Origin of the sequence: Kosakonia sp. MUSA4, from assembly GCF_013085925.1 — a bacterium.
In the GTDB taxonomy this organism is placed as follows: domain Bacteria; phylum Pseudomonadota; class Gammaproteobacteria; order Enterobacterales; family Enterobacteriaceae; genus Kosakonia; species Kosakonia sacchari_B.
The window spans coordinates 1604966-1627992 of record NZ_CP025697.1 but is presented as its reverse complement, the minus strand read 5'-3'; the positions used below and the strand labels follow the sequence as shown (position 1 = coordinate 1627992).

The window sequence follows — 23027 nt, the reverse complement described above, 5'->3', positions numbered from 1 at the left end:
ATGGGGAAAAGGCAATTACAGCAGGATGCGTCCGGCGCGTACCGCGTAGAGGTGGTAAAGCGCCAGGCGCAGGCGCTGCCAGCGAGTTGGCGTCAGTTCCATACCAGCACCTCCGCAGGCGTCGGGTTCCAGCCATTGCATGGATTGTTGAGCTGCGGGCAGTTGGAGATCAGCACAATCACATCGCACTCGGCGCGCAGTTCGACATATTTTCCCGGCGCGGAGATGCCATCTTCAAACGTCAGCCCGCCCTGCGGCGTTACCGGCACGTTCATAAAGAAGTTGATGTTTGCGCCAATGTCGCGCTTTTGCAGGCGGCCATCGTGCAGGCAGGCGCAGAGGAAATTATCGCGGCAACTGTGCATGTGTCGTTTATCCAGCGCATAACGCACGGTGTTGCTCTCCTGCGCGCAGGCGCCGCCGAGGGTGTCGTGGCGACCGCAGGTATCGGCGACAATGGTCAGCAGCGGGTTGCCAAGGTTGGAGTACAGTACGCTGCCGCTGGTGAGATAGGCGTTGTTCTGCCGACGCAGCGTGCGCTGGGCATCGTAGCGTTCGCGCGGGTTCTGCGCGTTGTAGAACAGCGTATCAATGGCCTGGTTTCCTTCCAGATCCAGCAGGCGCAGCGTCTGGCCTTTTTTCACTTCAAACAGATACGGTTCGCCCGCCGGGATCACATGACGGAAAACGGCATGCTGGGCTTGTTTTTCGCTGGCAACAGTCATCGTGCGGCTCCTTACAGGGCGAAAAGTTGGGTATTAGTAAAGGCGCGGCTGTTTTCCGGGCGCGTCAGCAGGGTATTGATCATCGCCTGCTCATCCTCGGCCTGCCGCCAGCTCAGTTGTACCGGGCGCGGCGCAAACTCGCGGGAAGGGTCCATCGGATGTTGCAGCGCAGTCAGCACCACCAGCACATCCATCGGCGCAAACAGTTCAACATAGCTTCCCGGCTGAGAATGCCCGCTGTGGAAGGTGAACTGGCCGTTGTCATCGACCGACACTTTGCTGAAGAAGTTAACCACCATCAGCAGATCTTCGAGGTTGAGATCCCATTTGCCCATCTCCACCAGCAGATTATCCGCACCGTTACGGAAGAAGCCGTTGCGCAGCTCCTGGTAGCGCCCCTGGCCGTACTTTTCCGCCACTTCGGCGGCGTTCAGCACACCGCCAAAGGGATCGTGCCAGCCGCTGGTATCGGCGGTGATGCCCGCCAGCACGCGCCCCATATCGGAGTAGAAACAGTGCCCGGCCGTCAGACGCGCGGTGTGCTGGCCTTTCAGGGTATCCGGCAGGTTCAGTCGCTCACTTTTTTCATGGGCGTTGAGCATCATCAGGCTGACGTTTGCGCCGCCTTCGATGTCGGTCATGCGCAGGATCTGCCCGCGTTTGAGAATAAAGGAGAGATGGCCGCCGCCAGGCAGGATCTCGTCGCGAAGAACAGAAGTTGGGTTCACAGGATTATCTCCTTAATGCGTAGACGTTATCGGGCTTCGCGCCGCTCATCGCGGAGAGCCGCGTTTCGTTGAGCGGGATGTCATAAGTGATGCGTGCGCCGAAGGCATTTGGCGCCTGCGGATCAATACGCACCTTGTCGAACACCAGCAGGCGGGTGCCGAGATTGAAGCCTTCCGAAAGATCGTGGGTCACCATAAAGACCGTCATGCGGGTTTCACTCCACAGTTGCAGCAGCAGCGCATGCATCTCTTTACGGATCCCGGGGTCAAGCGCGCCAAACGGCTCATCCAGCAGCAGGACGCGCGGTTGCATAATGAAAGCCTGAGCGATGGCTAAACGCTGTTGCATACCGCCGGAGAGCTGCGCCGGATATTTCTTCAGCGCGTGACCAAGACCGACTTTTTCCAGCAATTCTCTGGCCTGCTCGCGGGCGGCGCGTTTTTTCGCGCCAAAGAGCCGACCAAAGAACGGGGATTGCGGCAGTTCGAGGCCAATGGCGACGTTATCCAGCACCGTGAGGTGCGGGAACACCGAGTAGCGCTGAAACACCACGCCACGGCTGCTGTCCGGCTCGGCGCTCAGCGGTTTTCCCTCCAGCGTGATAACGCCGCGGCTCGGTTTTTCCTGGCCGAGCAGCAGGCGCAGAAAGGTTGATTTGCCGCAGCCGGACGCGCCGACCATCGAGCAAAACTCCCCCTCTTTCACCTGCAAGTTCAGGCGCTCCAGCACCACATGGTCGCCGTACTCCTGCCAGATATTGTCGATAGTGATAAAGCTCATGCCTTCCCTCCTTCCGCCCAGGGAAAACAGGTTTTGTGTAACTGACGCAGCGCCAGATCCATCAGCCATGCCAGCAACGTGATCCACAGGACGTACGGGATGATGACGTCCATCGCCATATAGCGACGGACAAGGAAAATGCGGTAGCCCAGCCCGGCGGTTGAGGAAATCGCCTCCGCCGAGATGAGAAACAGCCACGCCGAACCCAGCAGCAGACGCAGCGACATCAGCAAGCGCGACAGCAACTGCGGTAGCACCACCCGCAGCACCAGCGTCCAGCTATTGGCGCCGAGGGTTTGCGCTTTGATCAGGATCTCCGCCGGGATTTCACAGGCGCGCTGCTCCAGATCGCGGGCCAGCATCGGCGTGATACCAATGACAATCAGCATCACTTTCGACAGCTCATCGAGGCCAAAAACGATAAACAGCACCGGTAAAATCGCCAGCGGCGGGATCATCGACAGCACCGTCATTAGCGGCGACAACGACGCCCGCCACAGCGGGAAAACACCGGCGGTGATGCCGATGCACAGACCAATCACCGAGGCGATAGCCAGGCCCATCAGCAAGCGGCCAAGGCTCACCAGCGTGTCCATCCAGAACAGGTATTCGCCGCTGCGTTTATCCGGGGTAAACGCCATCCGTGAGAGTGCGTCCAGCATCTGTTGCAAGCCGGGCAGCAGCTTGTCCTGCGGGTTGGCCTCCAGCCGTACTGCCGAGCCCATAAAATAGGCGGCCAGCAGCAGGACAAAAGGCAGCAGGATCAGCAGTGTCCGCATGCCAGAGGTGGGATGGCGATTAATTTGTCGCATGGCGAACTCCGTCAGTTATCACAGCTTGCCGGCAGCGGCCATCTTCACGAAGCTGTCGTCAAAGCGCAGTTTCACGTTATTCGCATCGCCCTGCGTAACATTGCCGGGGAAGGTCATACCGATAAAATCCGCGCTCTGCGCACCATCGCCGAGCAGGCCTTTTTCAAAGGAGAATGACGCAACGCGCTGCATGGTTTTCGCCAGCTCCGCTGACGTCACAAAAGCAATGTTGTCCGCCGGGGTGTAGAACAGGTGAGTGGTTTTCAGTTGCGCCTTGTAACCGGCCAGATCGGTGCCGGAAGCGGCGGCCATCGAATTGAGCGCCGTGGCGTCCTGCGCTTTCATCAGCCCCATCATTTCGTACCATGCGCCGGTCAGCGCTTTACCCAGCGCCGGGTTATCTTTCAGGGTGGCGCTGTTGACCACCATCATGTCGATCAACTCGCCCGGCACCTGCGAGGAGCTAAAGACTTCGGTGGTTTTCGGCGTGGCTTTAATCACGGAAAGCTGCGGGTTCCAGGCGACAGCAGCCTGCACGTTTGGCGTACCAAACGCCGAGACAATATCCGCATCGGAGGTGTTCACCACGGTGACGTCTTTCTCCGCCAGCCCGGCTTTTTCCAGCCCGCGCACCAGCAGATAGTGGGAAACGGAGAGTTCTGGCAGGTAGACTTTCATCCCTTTCAAATCGTTGAGGGTTTTGCCCTCGCCTTTCAGCACGACGCCGTCGTTGCCTTCGGAGTAACTGCCGAGGATCAGCGCCGTACTGTCGACGCCGCCCGCAGCCGGAATGGTCAGTGCATCCATATTGGTCATGGTGCAGCCATCAAACTGGCCGGCGGTGTACTGGTTGATGGATTCGATATAGTCGTTCAGTTGCACGACATTGATCTTGATACCGTATTTGCTGGCCCATTTATCAATGATTTTGCTACTGCTGATGGTGCCCCACGGCATCCATCCGGCGTAGATAGTCCAGCAGACGTTAAACTCTTTTTTCACGGCGGCAAAGGTGGGGAGACTGACCAGCATCGCCAGCGACAACACAAGAGAGCGGAACAATGGAGATTTCTTCATTCTTGACCTCTGATTGGCACAAAGTTAGGGGGCAGCGCGACACCCATTGGTGCTGCTGTCTCCCGGGTTTTTGTCCCGCCGTGTAACCTCGCAGAGGTCGCCAGCTCTTGGACCAGACATCCACCGAAGTGAATCGGAACCCTAGCCAGCTATTTTCAAATTGTGTGTTGCACTGCCCTCTCGCTTTTGCAAGCACTGTGCCAGATTGTTTTTGCTTTATCGTCATAACGTTAGCGATTTGTTGCGTTACGCTATCCCTGTTTTGGTGAGCTACAACAAGGCACTGCACCACGCTGGTGCTGCGGCGCCAGTGGCGGAAATGCATTCGGCTGGTGTATTGTTTTTAAACGATTAATCACGCAAACGGATGTTTGTATATGCTCAAAATCCTTGGCAAAACCTCTTCTATCAATGTGCGTAAAGTGTTGTGGACCTGCGAGGAAGCGGGGCTGGATTATTTACAGGAAGATTACGGCAGCGGTTTTGCCTCGACTGAGACCGACGCCTTCCGCGCACTGAACCCGAACGCCATGGTGCCCGTCCTGCTGGATGATGAGTTTGTGCTGTGGGAATCGAACTCGATTTGCCGCTACCTGGCGCGTAAAACGGGGCGCAGCGATCTGTTGCCTGCCGAACCGCAGGCCTGCGCCATTGTAGAGCACTGGATGGACTGGCAGGCCACCGAGTTTAACAACGCCTGGCGCTATGTCTTCCCGGCGCTGGCGCGCAAAAACCCGGCCTTTAACGATGCAAAAGCCATTGAGGCAGGTATCAAAGAGTGGAACCACTGCATCTCCATTCTGGAGCAGCAACTGCAACGCACCGGCGCCTTTGCCGCAGGCGATACTTTCACGCTGGCGGATGTCGTGCTGGGGCTGTCGGTGAACCGCTGGAAAATGACGCCGTTTGAACATCCGGAGGTTCCGGCTATCGACGCGTGGTTTGCGCGGCTGAATCAGCGCCCGGCGTTTTTGCGCCATGGTAATAATGGGATGGTGTAGGAAAGCAGAATTCGGAATATGGCTGGTAATGCAGGGGAATTACCCTGCTCATCTTTCTTCAGCCGGTTTAATTCCCTCAGCATAAAAATGCCGACTTAATTAAAATTAACGGCGGATATCCCCCGCCATAATTGGGTGTATTGTAAATTTTTCACGCTACCTTATAATTTTCCACATTTATTTTTTGTCGCTAAAGGAATGCGTCTGTGAGCAGCAACGATTTCAATACGGTGAAAGAATCTCTTCAGGCTTTCCTCACCGATAAAAATACAAAAACAAAACTTTCACATATATTAGATAAAGGCACTAATGACTGGGAAAAGTGGTTTCAAATTGAATTTGAGTATTATCTCGAACATATTTTAAAGTATAAAGCCAGGCGAGAAGTCAGAGCCACGGCGGATCAACGATATCAAACGGGGCGTCAGCACATGTTTGTTGATTTGATTTTTCGCAAACAACGAACGCGACTGGATAAATTTATCTATCTGGAATTCAAACTCAATAAAAGGCCCACTGCGCTCATCAATAATATGTGGAAGGATTTACTGAAAAACGATGAAATCGTCAGTTCTCACTTCAAGAAAACCGGCCAAAAACAGCGTTCTGTCTGGAGCATCGGGTTTTACCGGGACTTCAGCCCGCTCAGCGTTAAACGGGCAGGCGACGCGCTTGATCAACATTATTCACCCTTTTACTCCATTCACCATGAACCGGTCTGGATCTGCAAATGTCGCGGTAAAAACCATGACGAAACGTGCCATAAAGTGGGCGTGGTGATTATTGGTTGCAGTGCGTAAATCCTGCAATATTTAAAGAAAATAGAGCAGCGAAGGCCGCAGGTGCGGCCTTTTTTAATGCGATGCAGGCAGCGCCTCCCCGGACAGATGCCATATTGCCGCCTTCATCGACGTGTCAAACATCGCGCCGTGCGTCAGCCCCGGATAGAGCAAATACGTAACCGGCAAACCGTCAGCACGCAGGCGGGAAACCCTATGTTGTATAGCGTTCAGCACACCGGAAGTGGCGTTTTCATCATTGGCCTTGCGGTCGCCATCACCTTCGAGAAACCACAGCGATTTATGGCTGAATGTCGCTTTTGGCAACGCGTCCATCGCGTTGAGCAACATAAAGTTGTTTCGCTCCAGTGAAGGTACAGCCAAGTAATAAGCGTTAAAAAATCCCGACGTGAGATAACTCTCCAGCACCAATAATCCGCCGTAAGAGTGCCCCCACAGTGCCCGTTTCTGCGGATTTACCGCAATGTCTTTTTCGGCCTGCGGTGCGATGGTGGTTTCCAGCAACTGACGGAAAAGCGCGCTGCCGCCGCCCTGGCGGCCACGCAGATTTTGCGGCTCCCCTTTTGCGGCAGGTATGTAATCGTAGGTCCTGGCTGCCAGATCAAAAGGCAGATCGGTTTGATAACCGACAGCCACCAGCACCGACGGATCGCGTTCTGACAATTTCTGTAACAACGGCTCCGAAAGCCTGTCCATTACTGCATTGCCATCCAGCAGATACAGCACCGGATAACCGGCCGCAGGAGGATTTTTTTTCGGTATCGCGGTCCACACTTTGTAATGCCGCTTGCCGTCGGCGGAATCAAAAGTATTGACCGCAAAATGGTAAAACGCCGAACCCTTATCGGCGATATTCGGCCCGAGCGGGGTCATATCCGGTCGTGAAAAAACGGTTTTCGAACAAAGCAGCAGCACGATCAGCGCCGCCAGGCGCGCGGCATAAAAACGACGATGCATTACGCATACTCCCTGTGCTTCAGCACCGCAGTCTTCGCTGCCAGGCTGAAAGGTCAAATGAACGGGACAAACGTTAATAGGAATTATTCTTGATTGCAATAATTACGCATTTACCTCTTACCTGAACAAACCTGGCTCGCCATCCTTCCACGACCGAACAACGCAGAACACCAGGCGTTTTTCCTGCCTCTCTCCTTCTCAACCAGGATAAATCTTATTCCGCGAAAAATAGCCCGATGTAGCATGACAACGCCTTGTTATCTTGTGGTTTTCATTTTTTCAAAGGGAATTTTATGGGATGGGATAAATCTGCTGCAGTGGATTATCTGGTTAAGCATGCAGGCACAAAATCCCGGTCTGAATGTGCAAAATACACTCGACTGGCGATAGCCGCTGGCGGCATCAACCTTATACAAACGCGGTATGCGAAAGATTATGGCGACTCATTGCTGAAAGCTGGATTTGTCGCCTTACCGCAAACGGCAACACCAGAGAAAGGCGATGTTGCCATCATTCAACCCTATATTGGGGGGAACGGTATCGGACATATGACCATGTTTGATGGTAAAACATGGTACTCAGATTTTAAACAACGAGACATGTATCCGGGGCCGGGTTATCGCAGACTTCACCCTTCTTATACTATCTACAGGAAGAACTGATGCGTTTAATAATCTCATTATTGCTCGCGTGTTATCTGCCCTTCGCCAGCGCAAATACTGCCACCGACGTGCAGAAAAATATTACGGAATTCTATACCTTTTATCTGCATGAATTAGATAAAACACCGCCGGATGAAATGGTCAAAATGGAGAAAATGCACAAGTGGGTCTCCGGTAAATTACTGGCCCGCATTGCAGCCATCTATAATATGCCTGAACAGGAGTTGCTGGGGGCCGACTATTTCACCTACAGCCAGGATTATAATCCGGCGTGGATCCCGCGCCTGAAAGTTTCTCCGGCGTACCCTGATGGGGATAATCTGAAGCTCGATGTCTGGTTGGGTATAGAAGATAACAAGCTGGCGCATCTGCAAGTCTGGACATGCAAGGAAGACGGGCAATGGAAAATCTTCCGGGTTATTGATGCCGGGGAACATATCGAACAAAAATTGTATTAAATCGGCTTCGCCCGTGGAAACACGGGTTTTATTTCTGCTTCAAAACACCGCTTTAATACCGACGGGTGTTTATTTGCTTCTCCACGCCACGTTATTCGATATTCGCTCCCGTCTTAATTGTGATCGACCTCTTTTCCCCCTCTTCTTCGCCAGGCTTGTTATTAACGTCCGGCGAATCGGGCATCCAGCGGCAGCACAATTACCGGGCGAGTATTTTTCTGGCGTTTAATCCACGCGCCCTCTTGCTGTGGTTGTTCTGTAATGAGCGTTCCCTGTTCGCGCAAAATCGTAATGAGATCTTCGAACTCAGTTTCACTCACTGGCCGGGGCTGCCAGAATGTTTGCTGGTTATCGGTAAACATGGGCTGTAATTCCAGCGCAGGCTGCGCACCGCCTAAGGACAAGCGCACGATAAAACCGTACGGCGGCATTCCGCGCGACTGATACTCTCCGTTGCTGTTGAACACGCCATTACCAATGCTGTAGAGCACCCAGCCTTGCGCTGTGCGCACGATATCGCCGGGAATATGCGGGCCGGAGCCAATAATCAGATCGGCGCCGGCATCCATCAGCCGCTGTGCAAGCTGGCGCTGCTGTGGGCGTGTCCATTGATAATCTTGTCCCCAGTGAGCCAGCACAATCAGCGTTGCCGGATCGTCGCTGCATTTTTCCTCGCGCAGCTTTTCCGTTAATCCGCCACTGATACAGGCAACGCCCGCGCGGCGCGGCTGCGCATAGAAAGCGCAATCCTGTTCCATGTATTGCCGAAACCAGTAAGCGCTGAAAAATTTAAAACGCCTGCCGTTGATCGCCAGCGTTAATGGCGCATGCGCTTGTGCGGCATTCATTCCCGCGCCAAACGTCGATATGCCCTGCTGCGAAAAGGCATCCAGTGTGCGGCGTAGCCCGGCGATCCCGGCGTCCATCGCATGATTGTTTGCCAGCGTCACGGCATCAATGCCGTGATTTTTTAAGGTCGCCGTTGTCGCGAGCGGATCGCCGGTCAGACAAAAGGGTTTACGCCCCGCCAGCGAGCCCTGTGCGCTCTCGGTGAGCGCCGCTTCAAAATTCGCGATCGTCAGGTCGCTCCCCGCCAGTAGCGGCGCGATGCCGAGGAACGCGTGATCGTAACCATAACGTTGTAGCCCATCATCGATACCGCGGCGCTGACGCTGGCGCGTGTACCACTCGCCACAATAGGTGTCGCCCAGCAGCGCCACGGTAATGTCGTCTTTACCGAAGGTGATGATCTGCTGATCATTAACCGCCGTTGTCTCTCCTTCCGCCTGCACCAGCAATTCATCCAACAAATAGTCGAGATGAAAAGCATCCTCTGCACCGGCAGCACAGGCCAGCCATAACTCTCCGCCGTGCCGATGAATGGCAAATCCCCAGCGCGGCGTGCCGCCGGAGCTATAGCTGTAGCTGGCGCGGCCAGCGGCCTGAATATTGCTGCTCTTGCGGTACAGGCGCTCGCCAGACACCATTTCGCTTTCAGCAAACCAGTGCAGAAAATGAGGAAAATATTGGTAAAAATGGCGGACCAGCCGGGCGATATCCTGCACCGTTGTTTGCTGCTGCCGCCACAACCGCCCCGACACATTACTGATTTGCGTCTGCGCCATCCCCAGCGCCTTGATCTGCGCCTGCACACGCGAAAGCGCCGCCGCCGTATCGCCAGCCAGGTAATGCGCCAGGTTAACGGCGGCATCTCTGGCGTTGTGAATGATCATCGCCTGAAGCAGACATTTCACGCTGTACTCCTGCCCCGCTTCCAGCCCCAATGCCGGGCCTTTTTGCAAAATACCGGCAGGCACCGTTTTCGCGGTGATGGGGGTGGTCAGCGCGCCGTTGTCTTTGTTCTGCCGGGCAGCAAGTTGCGTAATGAGTAACAGATGACTTAAATGTAAGGGTTCGAAAACCGCATCAGCATGGCGCGACACAACCTGCTCACCGCGGGAAAGATTGATCAACAAACCCGCCGTCTGGCCTGCCTTTAACGCTGGCGCTGCACGACGGCTGATACTTTTCATGCGGCTGACAATATGATGGAAATCAGAATCGCTGACGCTGCCTTTGACCAGAACCACGTCCCCCGCCTTCAGCCCGGCCATCACGCTTTCCGCCATTTCGTCAACCTGGGTAAAATGGCCGCTGACCCGTCCGGCAGGCAACGCTGCCATCAAATCCCGCATCTCTTCGCCATGCAGCCAGACCCGATCAAAACCGGCCTGCAGCAGAGGTTCCGCCAGCGCAATATGGCTCTCTTTAGCCAGTTCGCCGAGGGTTGCCAGCCGCCCGAGAACCGCAACACGCCGTTGCCCAGGACGCATTTGATACAGGGAGGCGACCTCAAAGGCATTGCACATTGAGGTCAGCGTGGCGTTATAGTTGTCATCAATCAGCGTCACCGAACCGCCGCCGGGCAGCGCCATTGTCCCGGTTTGTAATTTATTTTTATGATTACGGTAATCTGCAATACGCCCGGCCGCTTTATTGATATCGCCGCCTGACAAATGAATGGCAATCAGCGCAGCCACAGAATTTCTCGCCATGCCTTTTCCCGGCACATTCAGTTGATATTTAATTGCCGTGCCGTTGAATAAAATTTCTATTATTGAGTGGTCCGTTTCCGCTGCATAATCCGTGACAGGAACATCCGCCTGCGGATGAAAACCATAACTGATTACGCGGGCGCCGTAGCGAATAGCGTCCTGAGCCACAAAATCATATTCATCCATATCACGGTTTAATATCGCGTAGCCGCCAGGTAAAATCGCATTGCATAACCGTGTTTTAAAACGTGCAGTATCACGCAGTGTTTTCACATTACGGCCCACCTGCGTCATACCTATTTCCGTGATGATAACAAGATGGGGTTTGATTCGCGTACCCGCGCCGCCAGACTGCATCCATAATGCGGAAATAGCCACTTCCAGCACCACATATTGCGGATCGGTAATACAGCGTGCAAGGCTTACCATCGTTCCGGTTCGGGTATTATGGTTTCCTTGTGTCGCAATCGTGGAACCCTCCTCCGCCAGCAACATATGTAATAAATCTTTCGTCGATGATTTCCCTACTGTACCGGTGATAGCGATAATTTTGCCGTTCATCCGACGGCGTGCTTCATCGGCGAGAATCGGTAATACATCATAGGTATTTTCCACAACCATTTGCGGAAACCCGTCAGGAAGTTCCGCAAGATGATGCTGAACAATTGCGCCACAGAAGTGATGATAATTATTTTTTAATACTTCATGAGTATCTTTCCAGCCCGCATAAATACCGGTATTACCGGAACCGGCATGCCAGGTTTTTTCATCCATCGCGATAAATAAACATTTACCGTTATTTTTTTTGGTATCAACCATGGTCAGCGCAATATTATCTGCCCGCCACTCTGCGCCAGGCTGCACGTGCCATTTACTGCCAAGCAAACGCTCAAGCTCCGCGCTTTGCCATCCCCGCTGATTTGCATTGTTTAACATACTTTAGCTCTTGATTGCCTTTAAGATTATGATATTCAGGGGGATATGCAGGCGATTCGATTAAAGCGACGCGATGATGTTTATCACGCAATGCGCGTGCAAATTTAACCTGAAGTTCAAAGGGGGTGATTTGATCCTGAAGATTGCCAATGATCAGAATCTGACGCTGCGGGTCAGGAGGAATATTATCAATGTGATAGAGCGGATCATAAGGATTAACCAGGCCGGTAATATCCTTCCCCGCATCGCTGCGCTCACCACGTTCTTTACGCAGCACTTCTGCCCGATTAAGAAGATCCCATGCCCCTGAAGTTAAAATTGCACAGCGAATATCATTACGCCCGAGCGTTAATAATGCTGAAGCCGCAGTTGCGCCGCCACTATGGCCAGTCAAAATAAACTGCCCGATGTTGTATTGTTGGCGCAGCCTGTCCAGCGTGGCGTTTAACGCCAGAAATTCAGCACGTTGCCGACGGTTATAATGATTACCGCTGGAACCGTATGTTCCTGGTCTGGCAACAATAACGACCGGTAAGCCGGTTCGTATACTGAATTTTTGTGCAATTTTTCGTTGTGCCGTTGCGGTATTTGCCGGAATAGTTTCAGGATCGCGCTTGATAAAAGGCACGCGATCGCCCAGAAATACCACCACAACCAGCGGTGCATTCTGCATATTTCCACCTGCAAAATAGCGGATGCAGTCAACTCCGCCATCATATTTTACCCAGACTTCATCAGCGGTAATGGGACAATGACTGCTAATGGCTTTTTGATTCCATAACAAGGGTATATCTGCATAAACAGAAACGGATAAAAAAAATAATGTGATTATTCCGATACGCAGTTGAAATGACATATTTGTCCCCAGAACCAGAACAATAGGCTGCTACAATTGCAGGGTATAAACCTGAAATTATTAAGAATAGATGTTGCTGGCGCTAAAAATTAACGGGGAGCCAAATGTCGCTTCATCAATTACTTACACATATACAGCCCGCCGCAGAACAACTGGATATTAGCACGCTTTCCTCCCCCTCACCTGGCTGGGTTATTTTTTTCAGCGCCAGCGAGGGTAAAAGCCGTGCGCAGGTTGCGTGCGGGCGTGGCCAGCGTTTCGATGAAGCGTGGCAGAGCGGAGCCGCTGCATTGCAACATTTATGTGGTATCCGGGAAGCAGACATGACCTGGCTGCGCGTTGATATTGTTGAACAGGTTGAAAAACTGCGTTGGGATAAATTGCAGGAGAAGCTGGCGGCGACCAAACGTAACTATTTTCGCTGGGGTTTAAGTTTCGATCCCGCCTTTAACTATGCCGTTCTGGAACAAGAAATTGCTGCCAACGCGCTGCTGTATAACGGAAAACAGGGTGTCGCGACGCCCAATAGTGCCAATCTGGCGCACTTTACCCGGCGGCGTTTTGGCGCGCGATTCGATTGGCCGCAGGAGGCGGATCGGCCGATCTGGCGCTTCAAAACCAGAGCGCTTTTTTCCGACGGCAAAACGCTACTGCCCATTGAATCTCAGGGGCGAAACTCAGGGTATCGTCAACTAACGCACTGGCAGGATGAACTGGAGATGATGATCCTGTCGGCCACCGATTATCTGGCGCGCCAGATAAAACCTGACGGCCAGTATGAATATGGCTGGTTTCCCTGTTTTGATCGCCGGATCCCCACCTACAACACGTTACGCCACGCCAGTTCGACCTATGCCTTGCTCGAGGGCTGGGAAGTGAGCCGCAACGATGATCAGCGAATGGCTATCGAACGCGCCCTGAAAAACCTGAGCGATGAACTGATTCAAAACTATCAACTGCCCGATGGCAGCAGCGCGGATTTTCTTGTCGACAGCGGTAATGAAATCAAGCTGGGCGGTAACGCGGTTTGTATCCTGGCGATGGCAAAATATACCGAACTCACCGCCGACAATCGTTATCTTGCGCAGATGAACCGGCTGGCGAATGGCATTTGTTATATGCAGGATCCGCAAACCGGCGCTTTTGTACATGTCTTGCATGCCTCTGATTTATCACTAAAAGCTGAGCATCGCATTATCTATTATGATGGCGAAGCCGCCTTTGCGCTGATGCGCCTGTACGGAATTACCCGCGAGCCGCGCTGGCTTTCCTGCGTTGAACGGGCGATGGACTATTTTATCGCGCAGCGGCACTGGCAGGCACACGATCACTGGTTAAGCTACTGCGTGAATGAGCTGACACTCTACCGTCCGCTTGAACGTTATTACCAGTTTGGCCTTGACAACGTACATGGTCATCTTGATTTTGTACTGAACCGGATCACAACCTATCCAACACTGCTGGAACTGATGATGGCTGCGGCAAAAATGATTGCCCGGCTGGCGGAATCTGAGCACCGGCATTTGTTAAACGAACACGATCCTGAAAAATTCTCTCTGGCACTGGAAACTCGCGCCCGCTATCTGGCTAATGGTTTTTTTTGGCCGGAACTGGCGATGTTTTTTAAAAATCCATCGCGTATCGTTGGCAGTTTTTTTATTCGCCACCACAGCTATCGGGTCAGGATTGATGATGTCGAACACTATCTTTCAGGTTACATCGCCTATCGAAAATACTGGCAACAACAAGCCGCGCATCATACTGAACAACATTCTGCCCCTTAGTAGTGACTTATGAACGGGCGCCCCTACTCAACCAGCGCAGGCCACGGCAGGCAGCGATATTTGTGCTTCTGGTTGTTGCTTGTGTTTCTGTTTTCTCCCGGCGGATTGGCGGCCGGATGGGATTTCAATGCCATTAATTCCCGCACCCGGCAGTTATATGGCGCAACGACGCCCGCGGCTCAGCAACGAATTGATCAATGGGCGATATTGGTGAATAACCCGCCACAGGAATCGATTAAAGAAAAGTTGAATCGTGTGAACCAGTTTTTTAATCAACGCATGCTGTTTCGCGATGACAAACTGGTCTGGGGAAAGGAAGACTACTGGGCAACACCGATTGAATTTTTACGTAAAGGTGAAGGCGATTGCGAGGATTATGCGTTAGCCAAATATTTCACATTGCGGGAAATTGGCGTACCTGCCAGCCAGTTACGCATCACCTACGTCAAAGCAATAAAACTGAACCAGGCGCATATGGTCGTGACGTGGTATGCCAAGCCGGATGCGATTCCGCTGGTGCTGGATAATTTGAATACCACGATTTTACCCGCCACGCAGCGTCCGGATCTTCTGCCGGTTTATGCATTTAACGGCGAGGGGTTATGGCTGCCGGGAGCCGGGGGAAATAAACGTGTCGGCGACAGTAAGCGGTTATCCCGCTGGCAGGATCTTCTCACAAGAATGCGTGCGGAAGGATTTGTCATTCAAGAATAGGAGATTGCCATGTCATTGTATAAGCAGCTGCTGATCGGCATCTGTCTGTTTACATTGGTTCTTTTATGCGGAAATTACGTAATCACGCTTGAAAGCTCACGTGAGCAGTACAGCAATCAGCTGAACTCGCACGCTCAGGATGCCGCGACCGCGCTGGGCGTTGCGCTGACGGGCCATATTGACGACCCGGCAGTGATTGAGCTGATGGTCGATTCCATTTTTGACAGCGGTTATTTCTACAGTATTCGCCTGGTCGATGTGAAGAGTGGGAAGACGTTAATTGAACGAAAAGGCACGCCGCAAAGCGCCAATGTTCCGCGGTGGTTCACTCATCTGGTGAGACTGCGGCCAGGCGTGGGCGATGCCATCGTGATGGATGGCTGGATTCAGGCAGCGCGTGTTGAAGTGGTCAGCCACCAGATGTTTTCGGTGGCCCGATTATGGAACAACATGGTCGCCAGTTTCCTGTGGTTGGGCCTGTGCAGTTTGCTGTGCATCCTGTGCGCGATGTTCATGTTGCATCGCAGCCTGCGCCCTTTGAATAACGTTGTTGAGCAGGCTCGCTCCATCTGCCACCGTGAGTTTCGTAAAGTCACCGATGTGCCTAAAACGCCGGAACTGATGCGCGTTGTCGAAGCCAGCAATATGATGGTTTCGCAACTGAAAGCCCTGTTTCATGAGCAAGCAGAACGCACTGAATCCCTGCGCGAAGCCGCCTATCGCGATAGCCTGACGGAACTCAATAACCGGCGCACGTTTGATATCAAACTGCAATCACTGCTGAGCGACGAAGAGAGCAAAGAGGGAAACCTTATTTTGCTGCGGGTGCAGGATCTTATCGGGTTGAATCAGCGCGTCGGCGCAGAAAAAGCCGATGAACTACTGAAATCCATTGCCACTATTTTGCGCGAACTGCAGAAACGCTTCCTGCGCAACGAGGGTTTTCTCGCCCGCATCCGCGGCAGTGAATTTGCTCTCCTGACCGGCGAGTTTCTCCCGCCAGAACTGGAAAACGCGTTGTCCCGGCGGCTGAAAGCGCTTAACGATACGGGGATGAGCGATACCTCGCCCGTGGCCTATTTCACGCATATCACGTTTCGCGCGGGTGACACGCCACAGGCGGTGCTGGCACAGGCCGACCACGCGCTGGCGGAGGCCGAAACGGAGAAACATTTCGCAGCGGACCCGTGGATAACAGCAACGGGTTACGGTGAGGAGAACCATCACCAGTGGCTTAGCAAACTCGAAAGAGTATTGAGTGCGGAAAAGTTTATCCTTTTCGCGCAGCCGGTATTTTCCTGTCACGATCAACAGCGCATTTTGCACTATAAAGTGCTGGCGCGAATAAAAGAGGATAATGGAGAATTAACGCCTGCCGGGCACTTTATGCCCTGGATTCATCGGTTTTCACTGAGCTTTCGCATGGATTTAGTCATGCTTAAGCAAATATTACGTGAAATGACAAATATCCCCTACCCTTTAGCGCTGAGCATTAGCGGTGAAAGCGTAGCGAATGACGAAAAACTGGATGCGATATTACAGCTGTTAAAAAATGCGCCGAATCAGGCCAGTCGCTTAACACTTGAACTGGATGAAAATGAATTACCCCATGCCGAACGCGTCAATGAACTGGTTAATAAACTTAAAGCCGTGGGTTGCCATCTGGGTATTCAGCATTTTGGCGGTAGATTCAATTTGATAGGTAATTTACCGCAATGGGGACTGGCCTGGATAAAAGTGGACGGTGCCTATATTCATCTTATTGATACAGAAGAAGACAAGAGAATTTTTATTGAAGCGATGTACTGGGCGACCCGGCAAATCGATCTTCCGCTTATTGCTGAACGAGTGGAAACATCCGGAGAATTAGCGATACTCAATAAAATAGGTCTCTATGGGGCAATGGGTCGTTACTTTGGCGAGCCAGGTTTATTGTCGAAACAATAAGTTAATAGTCACATCATAACTACAACAGGAGTTAAGCATGCATTACATTGAACGCGATGCTGAAGGACGCATTACACGAGTAGAATCCACGCCATTTGCGGGGATGGTGGAACAGCACGAAGAAGATACGCAAGAAATCACCGAATGGATTCGTATACATGCCATGCATCAGGAGACGCTTAAACGGCTCCAGCAAAGCGATCTTGAAATGGTTCGTGTACTGGAGGATCTTATTGAAGTATTGATGAGTAAAGGAATTATTAGTATTACCGACCTGCCGCAAGCCGCGCAAAGCAAACTGATTAATCGCTCGCAAGCGCGACTTACACTCAGCGGGCTGGAACGTTTAATCGATGATGAAGATGAGGGGATCTTTTGAATTACTTTTCACTTTCAGAATAATCATCAACTTATAATAAATACTATTTTTTAGGACAAATCACATAACTTTTAAATAACATTTATTTTTTATCTTAGGAATAATCTCCAGCCTTAAAATAAGATGACCTTAGGAAAAATCACATTTCCTTATAAATCTCATTGATTTTATTTTAGGAAAAATCACCACCTTTAAAACAACGCTTTAGAAATAATGACTTCGATACCGAATATAATTATTCGGGCATCGACTATTTAATTTAACAAATGCATTTCTGATTATTCAGCGGCAAAGATCTGACGTATTTAAGAGGTTAATTTATATGAGTGTCGGGGTCGTAAAAACAGTTATAGGACAAGTCTTTGCGACCTCCCCTGACGGAAGCAGACATCTGCTGGTTGAAGGCGACACAATCCAGGAAGGAGAGCAAATAGATACGGGTGCCGAAGGCGCCATTTCGATTACCTTATCCGATGGAAAAACCCTCGATTTAGGCCGTGATACCCATTGGGACAGCCATGACGTTGCTTTAACCGCTGAATCCGACGCCCCATCCACAGACGTTGGAGCCATCCAGCAGGCGATTGCCGCCGGGCAGGACCCGACGCAAACCCTTGAAGCACCTGCCGCAGGCCCGAATGCCAATGCCACACCCGCCACGCCGGATGGCGGCGAGGAAGGCGGTAGCCATACTCACGTCATTCTCGATCTTACCGGCGAGATCCTCGATCCCACCGCCGGATACCCCACTGCCGGAATTGATAATCCCGATGGCGACCAGCGTGAAGAATTAGGCCTTCCTGCATCCGAACAAGGCCTCGAAATCGCTGGCGCGAATGCGGATGCGGATTCTGATGCCGATTCTGATGCCGACGCTGATGCGGATGCCGATGCAGATTCCGACGCCGATGCGGATTCTGATGCCGATGCCGATGCGGATGCGGATGCGGATTCGGACGCTGATGCAGACGCAGATGCGGATGCGGATGCCGACTCGGACGCGGACGCGGATGCCGACGCAGACTCCGACGCGGATGCAGATGCGGATGCCGACGCCGATGCCGATGCCGATGCGGATGCGGATGCTGATTCCGATGCAGATGCCGACTCAGATGCAGATGCGGACGCAGACGCAGATTCGGACGCCGACGCAGATGCCGACTCGGATGCAGATTCCGACTCGGACGCGGATGCGGACGCAGATGCAGATGCAGATGCCGATGCTGACTCCGATGCCGATTCCGACGCCGATGCTGATGCTGATGCTGATACAGACTCCGATGCTGATTCGGACTCCGATGCGGATGCGGATGCGGACTCTGACGCGGATGCGGATGCAGATTCCGACGCGGATGCGGATGCGGACGCGGACTCTGATGCTGATGCCGACTCGGACGCGGATTCTGATGCAGACGCGGACTCTGATGCTGATGCCGACACAGATGCCGATGCGGACTCTGATGCTGATGCCGACGCGGACGCGGACGCGGATGCTGATGCGGATGCAGATTCGGATGCTGACTCCGATGCGGATGCGGATTCTGACGCGGATGCCGATGCGGACGCGGATGCCGATTCGGATGCAGACGCTGATGCCGATGCTGATGCGGATGCGGATGCTGACTCCGATGCCGATTCCGACGCCGATGCAGATGCGGATTCAGATGCCGACGCGGATGCGGATGCAGACTCTGACGCTGATGCGGATTCAGATGCCGACGCGGATGCCGATGCGGATGCCGATGCGGATGCGGATTCAGATGCCGACGCGGATGCCGATGCGGATGCTGATTCCGATGCAGATGCGGACGCAGATGCAGATGCAGACTCTGATACCGATGCGGATGCGGATTCCGACGCAGATGCGGATTCCGACGCGGATTCAGACGCTGATGCGGATGCGGATGCGGATGCGGATTCCGACGCCGATGCCGATGCGGACGCAGATTCGGATGCAGACTCCGATGCGGATGCCGACGCGGATGCGGATTCCGACTCCGACGCGGATGCAGATTCCGATGCAGACGCCGATTCGGATGCCGATGCGGATGCCGATTCGGACGCGGATGCCGATTCGGATGCGGATTCCGATGCGGATGCCGATGCCGATGCTGATGCTGATTCTGATGCCGACGCCGATGCCGATGCGGACTCCGATGCCGATTCAGATGCGGATTCCGATGCAGACGCCGATTCCGACGCGGACGCTGATGCGGATGCCGATGCTGATGCTGATGCAGATTCCGATGCAGACTCCGATGCAGATGCCGACGCAGATTCGGACGCAGATGCTGATGCGGATGCAGACTCTGATACCGATGCCGACGCCGATGCGGACTCCGATGCCGATTCAGATGCGGATTCCGATGCAGACGCCGATTCCGACGCGGACGCTGATGCGGATGCCGATGCCGATGCCGATGCCGATGCCGATGCAGATTCCGATTCGGATGCAGATGCAGATGCAGATGCGGATGCAGACTCCGACGCGGATGCTGATGCCGATTCGGACGCCGATGCGGATGCGGATGCCGATACAGACTCGGATGCCGATGCCGACGCTGATTCCGATGCTGATTCCGATTCGGACGCCGATGCTGATGCAGATTCCGACGCTGATGCGGATGCGGATGCTGACGCGGACTCCGATGCCGACGCAGACGCGGACGCTGATGCCGATTCGGACGCCGATGCGGATGCGGATGCCGATACAGACTCGGATGCCGATGCCGACGCTGATTCCGATGCTGATTCCGATTCGGACGCCGATGCTGATGCAGATTCCGACGCTGATGCGGATGCGGATGCTGATGCTGACGCGGACTCCGATGCCGACGCAGACGCGGACGCTGATTCCGATGCCGATTCGGACGCAGATGCTGATTCGGACGCCGATGCAGACGCCGACGCAGATGCAGATGCGGACGCCAATGCTGACGCTGATGCGGATTCTGATGCCGATTCAGACGCAGATGCAGACTCTGACGCCGATGCTGATGCTGATACAGACTCGGATGCTGATGCCGATGCCGACTCGGATGCGGATGCGGATGCGGACGCAGATTCGGACTCGGACGCAGATTCCGATGCAGATGCCGACGCGGATGCTGATGCCGATGCCGACGCTGATGCTGATTCCGATGCCGACGCTGATGCGGATGCAGACGCCGATGCGGATGCGGATGCGGACTCGGATGCCGATGCCGATTCAGACGCAGACTCGGATGCCGATGCCGATGCCGACGCCGATGCCGACTCGGATGCCGATGCAGATTCCGATTCGGACGCCGATGCCGATGCGGATTCGGATGCAGATTCCGACGCTGACGCTGATGCAGATGCCGATTCAGACGCCGATGCGGATGCTGACTCGGACGCGGACGCCGATGCCGATTCTGACGCTGATGCTGACTCTGACGCCGATGCGGATGCCGATGCGGACTCTGACGCCGATGCGGACGCGGACGCGGATGCAGATGCGGACTCAGATTCTGATCAACATTCCGATTCTGATGCCGACGCGGACTCTGATGCGGATTCGGACGCTGATGCGGATGCCGACGCAGACGCCGACTCGGATACCGACGCAGATGCCGACTCGGATACCGACGCAGATGCCGATGCAGACTCCGATGCAGATGCAGATGCCGATTCCGACGCCGATTCGGACGCCGATGCCGATTCGGACGCTGATGCGGATGCGGATGCAGATTCCGATGCAGACGCCGATGCAGACGCAGACACAGATTCGGATGCCGACGCAGACTCTGACGCCGATGCGGATGCGGATGCGGATGCAGATTCCGATGCGGATGCGGATGCAGACTCCGACGCTGATGCTGATGCGGATGCCGACTCGGATGCGGACGCAGACTCCGACGCGGATGCAGATTCCGACGCGGATTCTGATGCGGATGCTGACTCTGATGCCGACGCGGACGCGGATGCGGATTCCGACGCCGATGCGGACGCGGATGCGGACGCAGATGCGGACTCGGATGCGGACGCAGATGCGGACTCGGATGCGGACTCGGACGCCGATGCGGACTCCGATGCGGACTCGGACGCCGATGCGGACTCCGATGCCGATTCAGATGCGGATTCCGATGCAGACGCCGATTCCGACGCGGACGCTGATGCGGATGCCGATGCTGATGCAGATTCCGACGCTGATGCGGACGCAGATGCAGACTCTGATACCGATGCGGATGCGGATTCCGACGCAGATGCAGATTCCGACGCGGATTCAGACGCTGATGCGGATGCAGACTCCGATGCGGATGCTGATTCCGACGCTGATGCGGATGCGGATGCGGATGCTGATGCGGACTCCGATGCCGATGCTGATGCTGATGCTGATGCCGATTCCGACGCTGATGCGGATTCAGATGCCGACGCGGATGCCGATGCGGATGCTGATTCCGATGCAGATGCCGACTCAGATGCAGATGCCGACGCAGACGCGGACGCTGATCCCGATGCCGATTCGGACGCAGATGCTGATTCGGACGCCGATGCAGACGCCGACGCAGATGCAGATGCGGACGCGGATGCAGATTCCGACGCGGATGCCGATGCTGATGCGGATTCTGATGCCGATGCCGATGCGGATTCTGATGCCGATGCCGATGCGGATGCGGACTCGGATGCGGATGCAGATGCCGACGCAGACGCAGATGCAGATGCCGACGCAGACGCAGATGCAGATGCCGACGCGGACGCTGATTCCGATGCGGATGCGGATGCGGATGCGGATGCAGATTCTGATGCAGATGCAGACTCTGACGCCGATGCAGATGCGGACTCAGATTCTGATCAACATTCCGATTCTGATGCCGACGCGGACTCTGATGCGGATTCGGACGCTGATGCGGATGCCGACGCAGACGCCGACTCGGATACCGACGCAGATGCCGATGCAGACTCCGATGCCGATGCAGACGCTGATTCCGATTCGGATGCAGACTCGGATGCCGATGCCGATGCCGATGCCGATGCCGATGCCGATGCCGATGCAGACTCTGATGCCGATGCGGACTCTGATGCCGACTCGGACGCTGATGCCGATTCTGACGCAGACTCCGATGCTGATGCAGATTCCGACTCAGATGCGGATTCGGACGCCGACGCGGATGCCGATGCAGACTCCGATGCCGATGCCGATGCAGACGCTGATTCCGATTCGGATGCAGACTCGGATGCCGATGCCGATGCCGATGCCGATGCCGATGCCGATGCAGACTCTGATGCCGATGCGGACGCTGATGCCGATGCGGACGCTGATGCAGATGCGGATTCGGACGCCGACGCGGATGCTGATGCCGACGCGGATGCCGATGCCGATGCCGATGCCGATTCAGACGCTGATGCCGATGCGGATGCGGATGCGGATGCGGATGCAGACTCTGACGCGGATGCCGATTCCGACGCTGATGCCGATGCAGATTCCGACTCGGACGCAGACGCAGACGCCGATGCCGATGCTGATTCGGATGCAGACTCCGATGCGGATTCCGACGCGGATGCCGACTCGGATACCGACGCAGATGCCGATGCTGACGCCGACACAGATGCCGATGCGGATGCAGATTCCGACGCTGACTCTGATGCGGATGCGGATGCAGATTCTGATGCCGATGCGGATGCGGATTCTGACGCGGATGCCGATTCCGACGCAGACTCTGATGCGGATGCGGATGCAGATTCTGATGCCGATGCGGATGCGGATTCTGACGCGGATGCCGATTCCGACGCAGACTCTGATGCGGATGCCGACGCTGATGCGGATGCGGATGCGGATGCGGATGCGGATGCGGATGCGGATGCGGATGCGGATGCGGATGCGGATGCGGATG

General features: G+C 54.3%; 17 protein-coding genes and 1 riboswitch. Of the genes, 9 read left to right on the top strand and 8 right to left on the bottom strand.

The window, feature by feature from the left end:
• Positions 1-92 precede the first annotated feature (92 nt).
• The 5 genes from C0557_RS07695 to C0557_RS07675 are packed head-to-tail and all read right to left on the bottom strand — an operon-like array spanning position 93 to position 4123.
• The gene (locus C0557_RS07695; protein ID WP_007374060.1) at positions 93-725 is read right to left on the bottom strand and encodes an urea amidolyase associated protein UAAP2; all 633 of its coding nucleotides are present in this window, start codon (positions 723-725) and stop codon (positions 93-95) included.
• Positions 726-736: 11 nt separating this feature from the next.
• Complete coding sequence (locus C0557_RS07690) at positions 737-1453, bottom strand: urea amidolyase associated protein UAAP1 (protein ID WP_208658048.1); 717 nt, start codon at positions 1451-1453, stop codon at positions 737-739.
• A gap of 4 nt (positions 1454-1457) precedes the next feature.
• Complete coding sequence (locus C0557_RS07685) at positions 1458-2234, bottom strand: ABC transporter ATP-binding protein (protein WP_208658047.1); 777 nt, start codon at positions 2232-2234, stop codon at positions 1458-1460.
• Positions 2231-3046: an ABC transporter permease gene (locus tag C0557_RS07680; protein ID WP_007374057.1), complete on the bottom strand. Its 816-nt coding sequence runs from the start codon at positions 3044-3046 to the stop codon at positions 2231-2233. The genes C0557_RS07685 and C0557_RS07680 overlap by 4 nt, the downstream gene beginning before the upstream one ends.
• An 18-nt stretch (positions 3047-3064) precedes the next feature.
• Complete coding sequence (locus tag C0557_RS07675) at positions 3065-4123, bottom strand: putative urea ABC transporter substrate-binding protein (RefSeq protein WP_208658046.1); 1059 nt, start codon at positions 4121-4123, stop codon at positions 3065-3067.
• A gap of 57 nt (positions 4124-4180) precedes the next feature.
• Positions 4181-4279: riboswitch (guanidine-I (ykkC/yxkD leader) on the bottom strand.
• Positions 4280-4500: 221 nt separating this feature from the next.
• Here C0557_RS07675 and C0557_RS07670 point away from each other — a divergent pair.
• Both C0557_RS07670 and C0557_RS07665 read left to right on the top strand, forming a co-directional pair.
• On the top strand, positions 4501-5124 hold the full coding sequence (locus C0557_RS07670) for a glutathione S-transferase family protein (protein ID WP_208658045.1): 624 nt from the start codon (positions 4501-4503) through the stop codon (positions 5122-5124).
• Positions 5125-5330: 206 nt separating this feature from the next.
• Entirely contained in the window at positions 5331-5924 is a 594-nt protein-coding gene (locus tag C0557_RS07665) for a hypothetical protein (RefSeq protein ID WP_208658044.1), read from the top strand.
• Positions 5925-5978: 54 nt separating this feature from the next.
• Here C0557_RS07665 and C0557_RS07660 read toward each other — a convergent pair whose 3' ends face one another.
• Entirely contained in the window at positions 5979-6881 is a 903-nt protein-coding gene (locus tag C0557_RS07660; RefSeq protein ID WP_208658043.1) for an alpha/beta hydrolase, read from the bottom strand.
• Between the two features lie 293 nt (positions 6882-7174).
• On the opposite strand from C0557_RS07660, the gene C0557_RS07655 reads away from it, so the two are divergent.
• On the top strand, positions 7175-7543 hold the full coding sequence (locus C0557_RS07655) for a hypothetical protein (RefSeq protein WP_074775480.1): 369 nt from the start codon (positions 7175-7177) through the stop codon (positions 7541-7543).
• On the top strand, positions 7543-8001 hold the full coding sequence (locus C0557_RS07650; protein WP_208658042.1) for a DUF3828 domain-containing protein: 459 nt from the start codon (positions 7543-7545) through the stop codon (positions 7999-8001). Before C0557_RS07655 ends, C0557_RS07650 begins: the two co-directional genes overlap by 1 nt.
• Positions 8002-8162: 161 nt before the next feature.
• On the opposite strand, the gene C0557_RS07645 is transcribed toward C0557_RS07650, so the two are convergent.
• Together C0557_RS07645 and C0557_RS07640 are read right to left on the bottom strand one after the other, a co-directional pair.
• Entirely contained in the window at positions 8163-11492 is a 3330-nt protein-coding gene (locus C0557_RS07645) for a CapA family protein (RefSeq protein ID WP_208658041.1), read from the bottom strand.
• Positions 11446-12348: a S9 family peptidase gene (locus C0557_RS07640; protein ID WP_253073793.1), complete on the bottom strand. Its 903-nt coding sequence runs from the start codon at positions 12346-12348 to the stop codon at positions 11446-11448. The genes C0557_RS07645 and C0557_RS07640 overlap by 47 nt, the downstream gene beginning before the upstream one ends.
• A gap of 104 nt (positions 12349-12452) precedes the next feature.
• On the opposite strand from C0557_RS07640, the gene C0557_RS07635 reads away from it, so the two are divergent.
• The 5 genes from C0557_RS07635 to C0557_RS27275 all read left to right on the top strand — a co-directional run.
• The gene (locus tag C0557_RS07635; RefSeq protein WP_208658040.1) at positions 12453-14132 is read left to right on the top strand and encodes a Mur ligase; all 1680 of its coding nucleotides are present in this window, start codon (positions 12453-12455) and stop codon (positions 14130-14132) included.
• A gap of 9 nt (positions 14133-14141) precedes the next feature.
• Positions 14142-14846 (top strand): cysteine protease LapG, encoded by a 705-nt coding sequence (gene lapG, locus C0557_RS07630; protein WP_208658039.1) that lies wholly within the window; start codon positions 14142-14144, stop codon positions 14844-14846.
• Between the two features lie 9 nt (positions 14847-14855).
• The gene (locus tag C0557_RS07625; protein ID WP_208658038.1) at positions 14856-16793 is read left to right on the top strand and encodes an EAL domain-containing protein; all 1938 of its coding nucleotides are present in this window, start codon (positions 14856-14858) and stop codon (positions 16791-16793) included.
• Positions 16794-16830: 37 nt separating this feature from the next.
• Entirely contained in the window at positions 16831-17172 is a 342-nt protein-coding gene (locus C0557_RS07620) for a tryptophan synthase subunit beta (RefSeq protein ID WP_074775469.1), read from the top strand.
• Between the two features lie 322 nt (positions 17173-17494).
• Positions 17495-23027: hypothetical protein (locus C0557_RS27275; protein ID WP_217273283.1), on the top strand; the 5533-nt coding region annotated here is incomplete at its 3' end.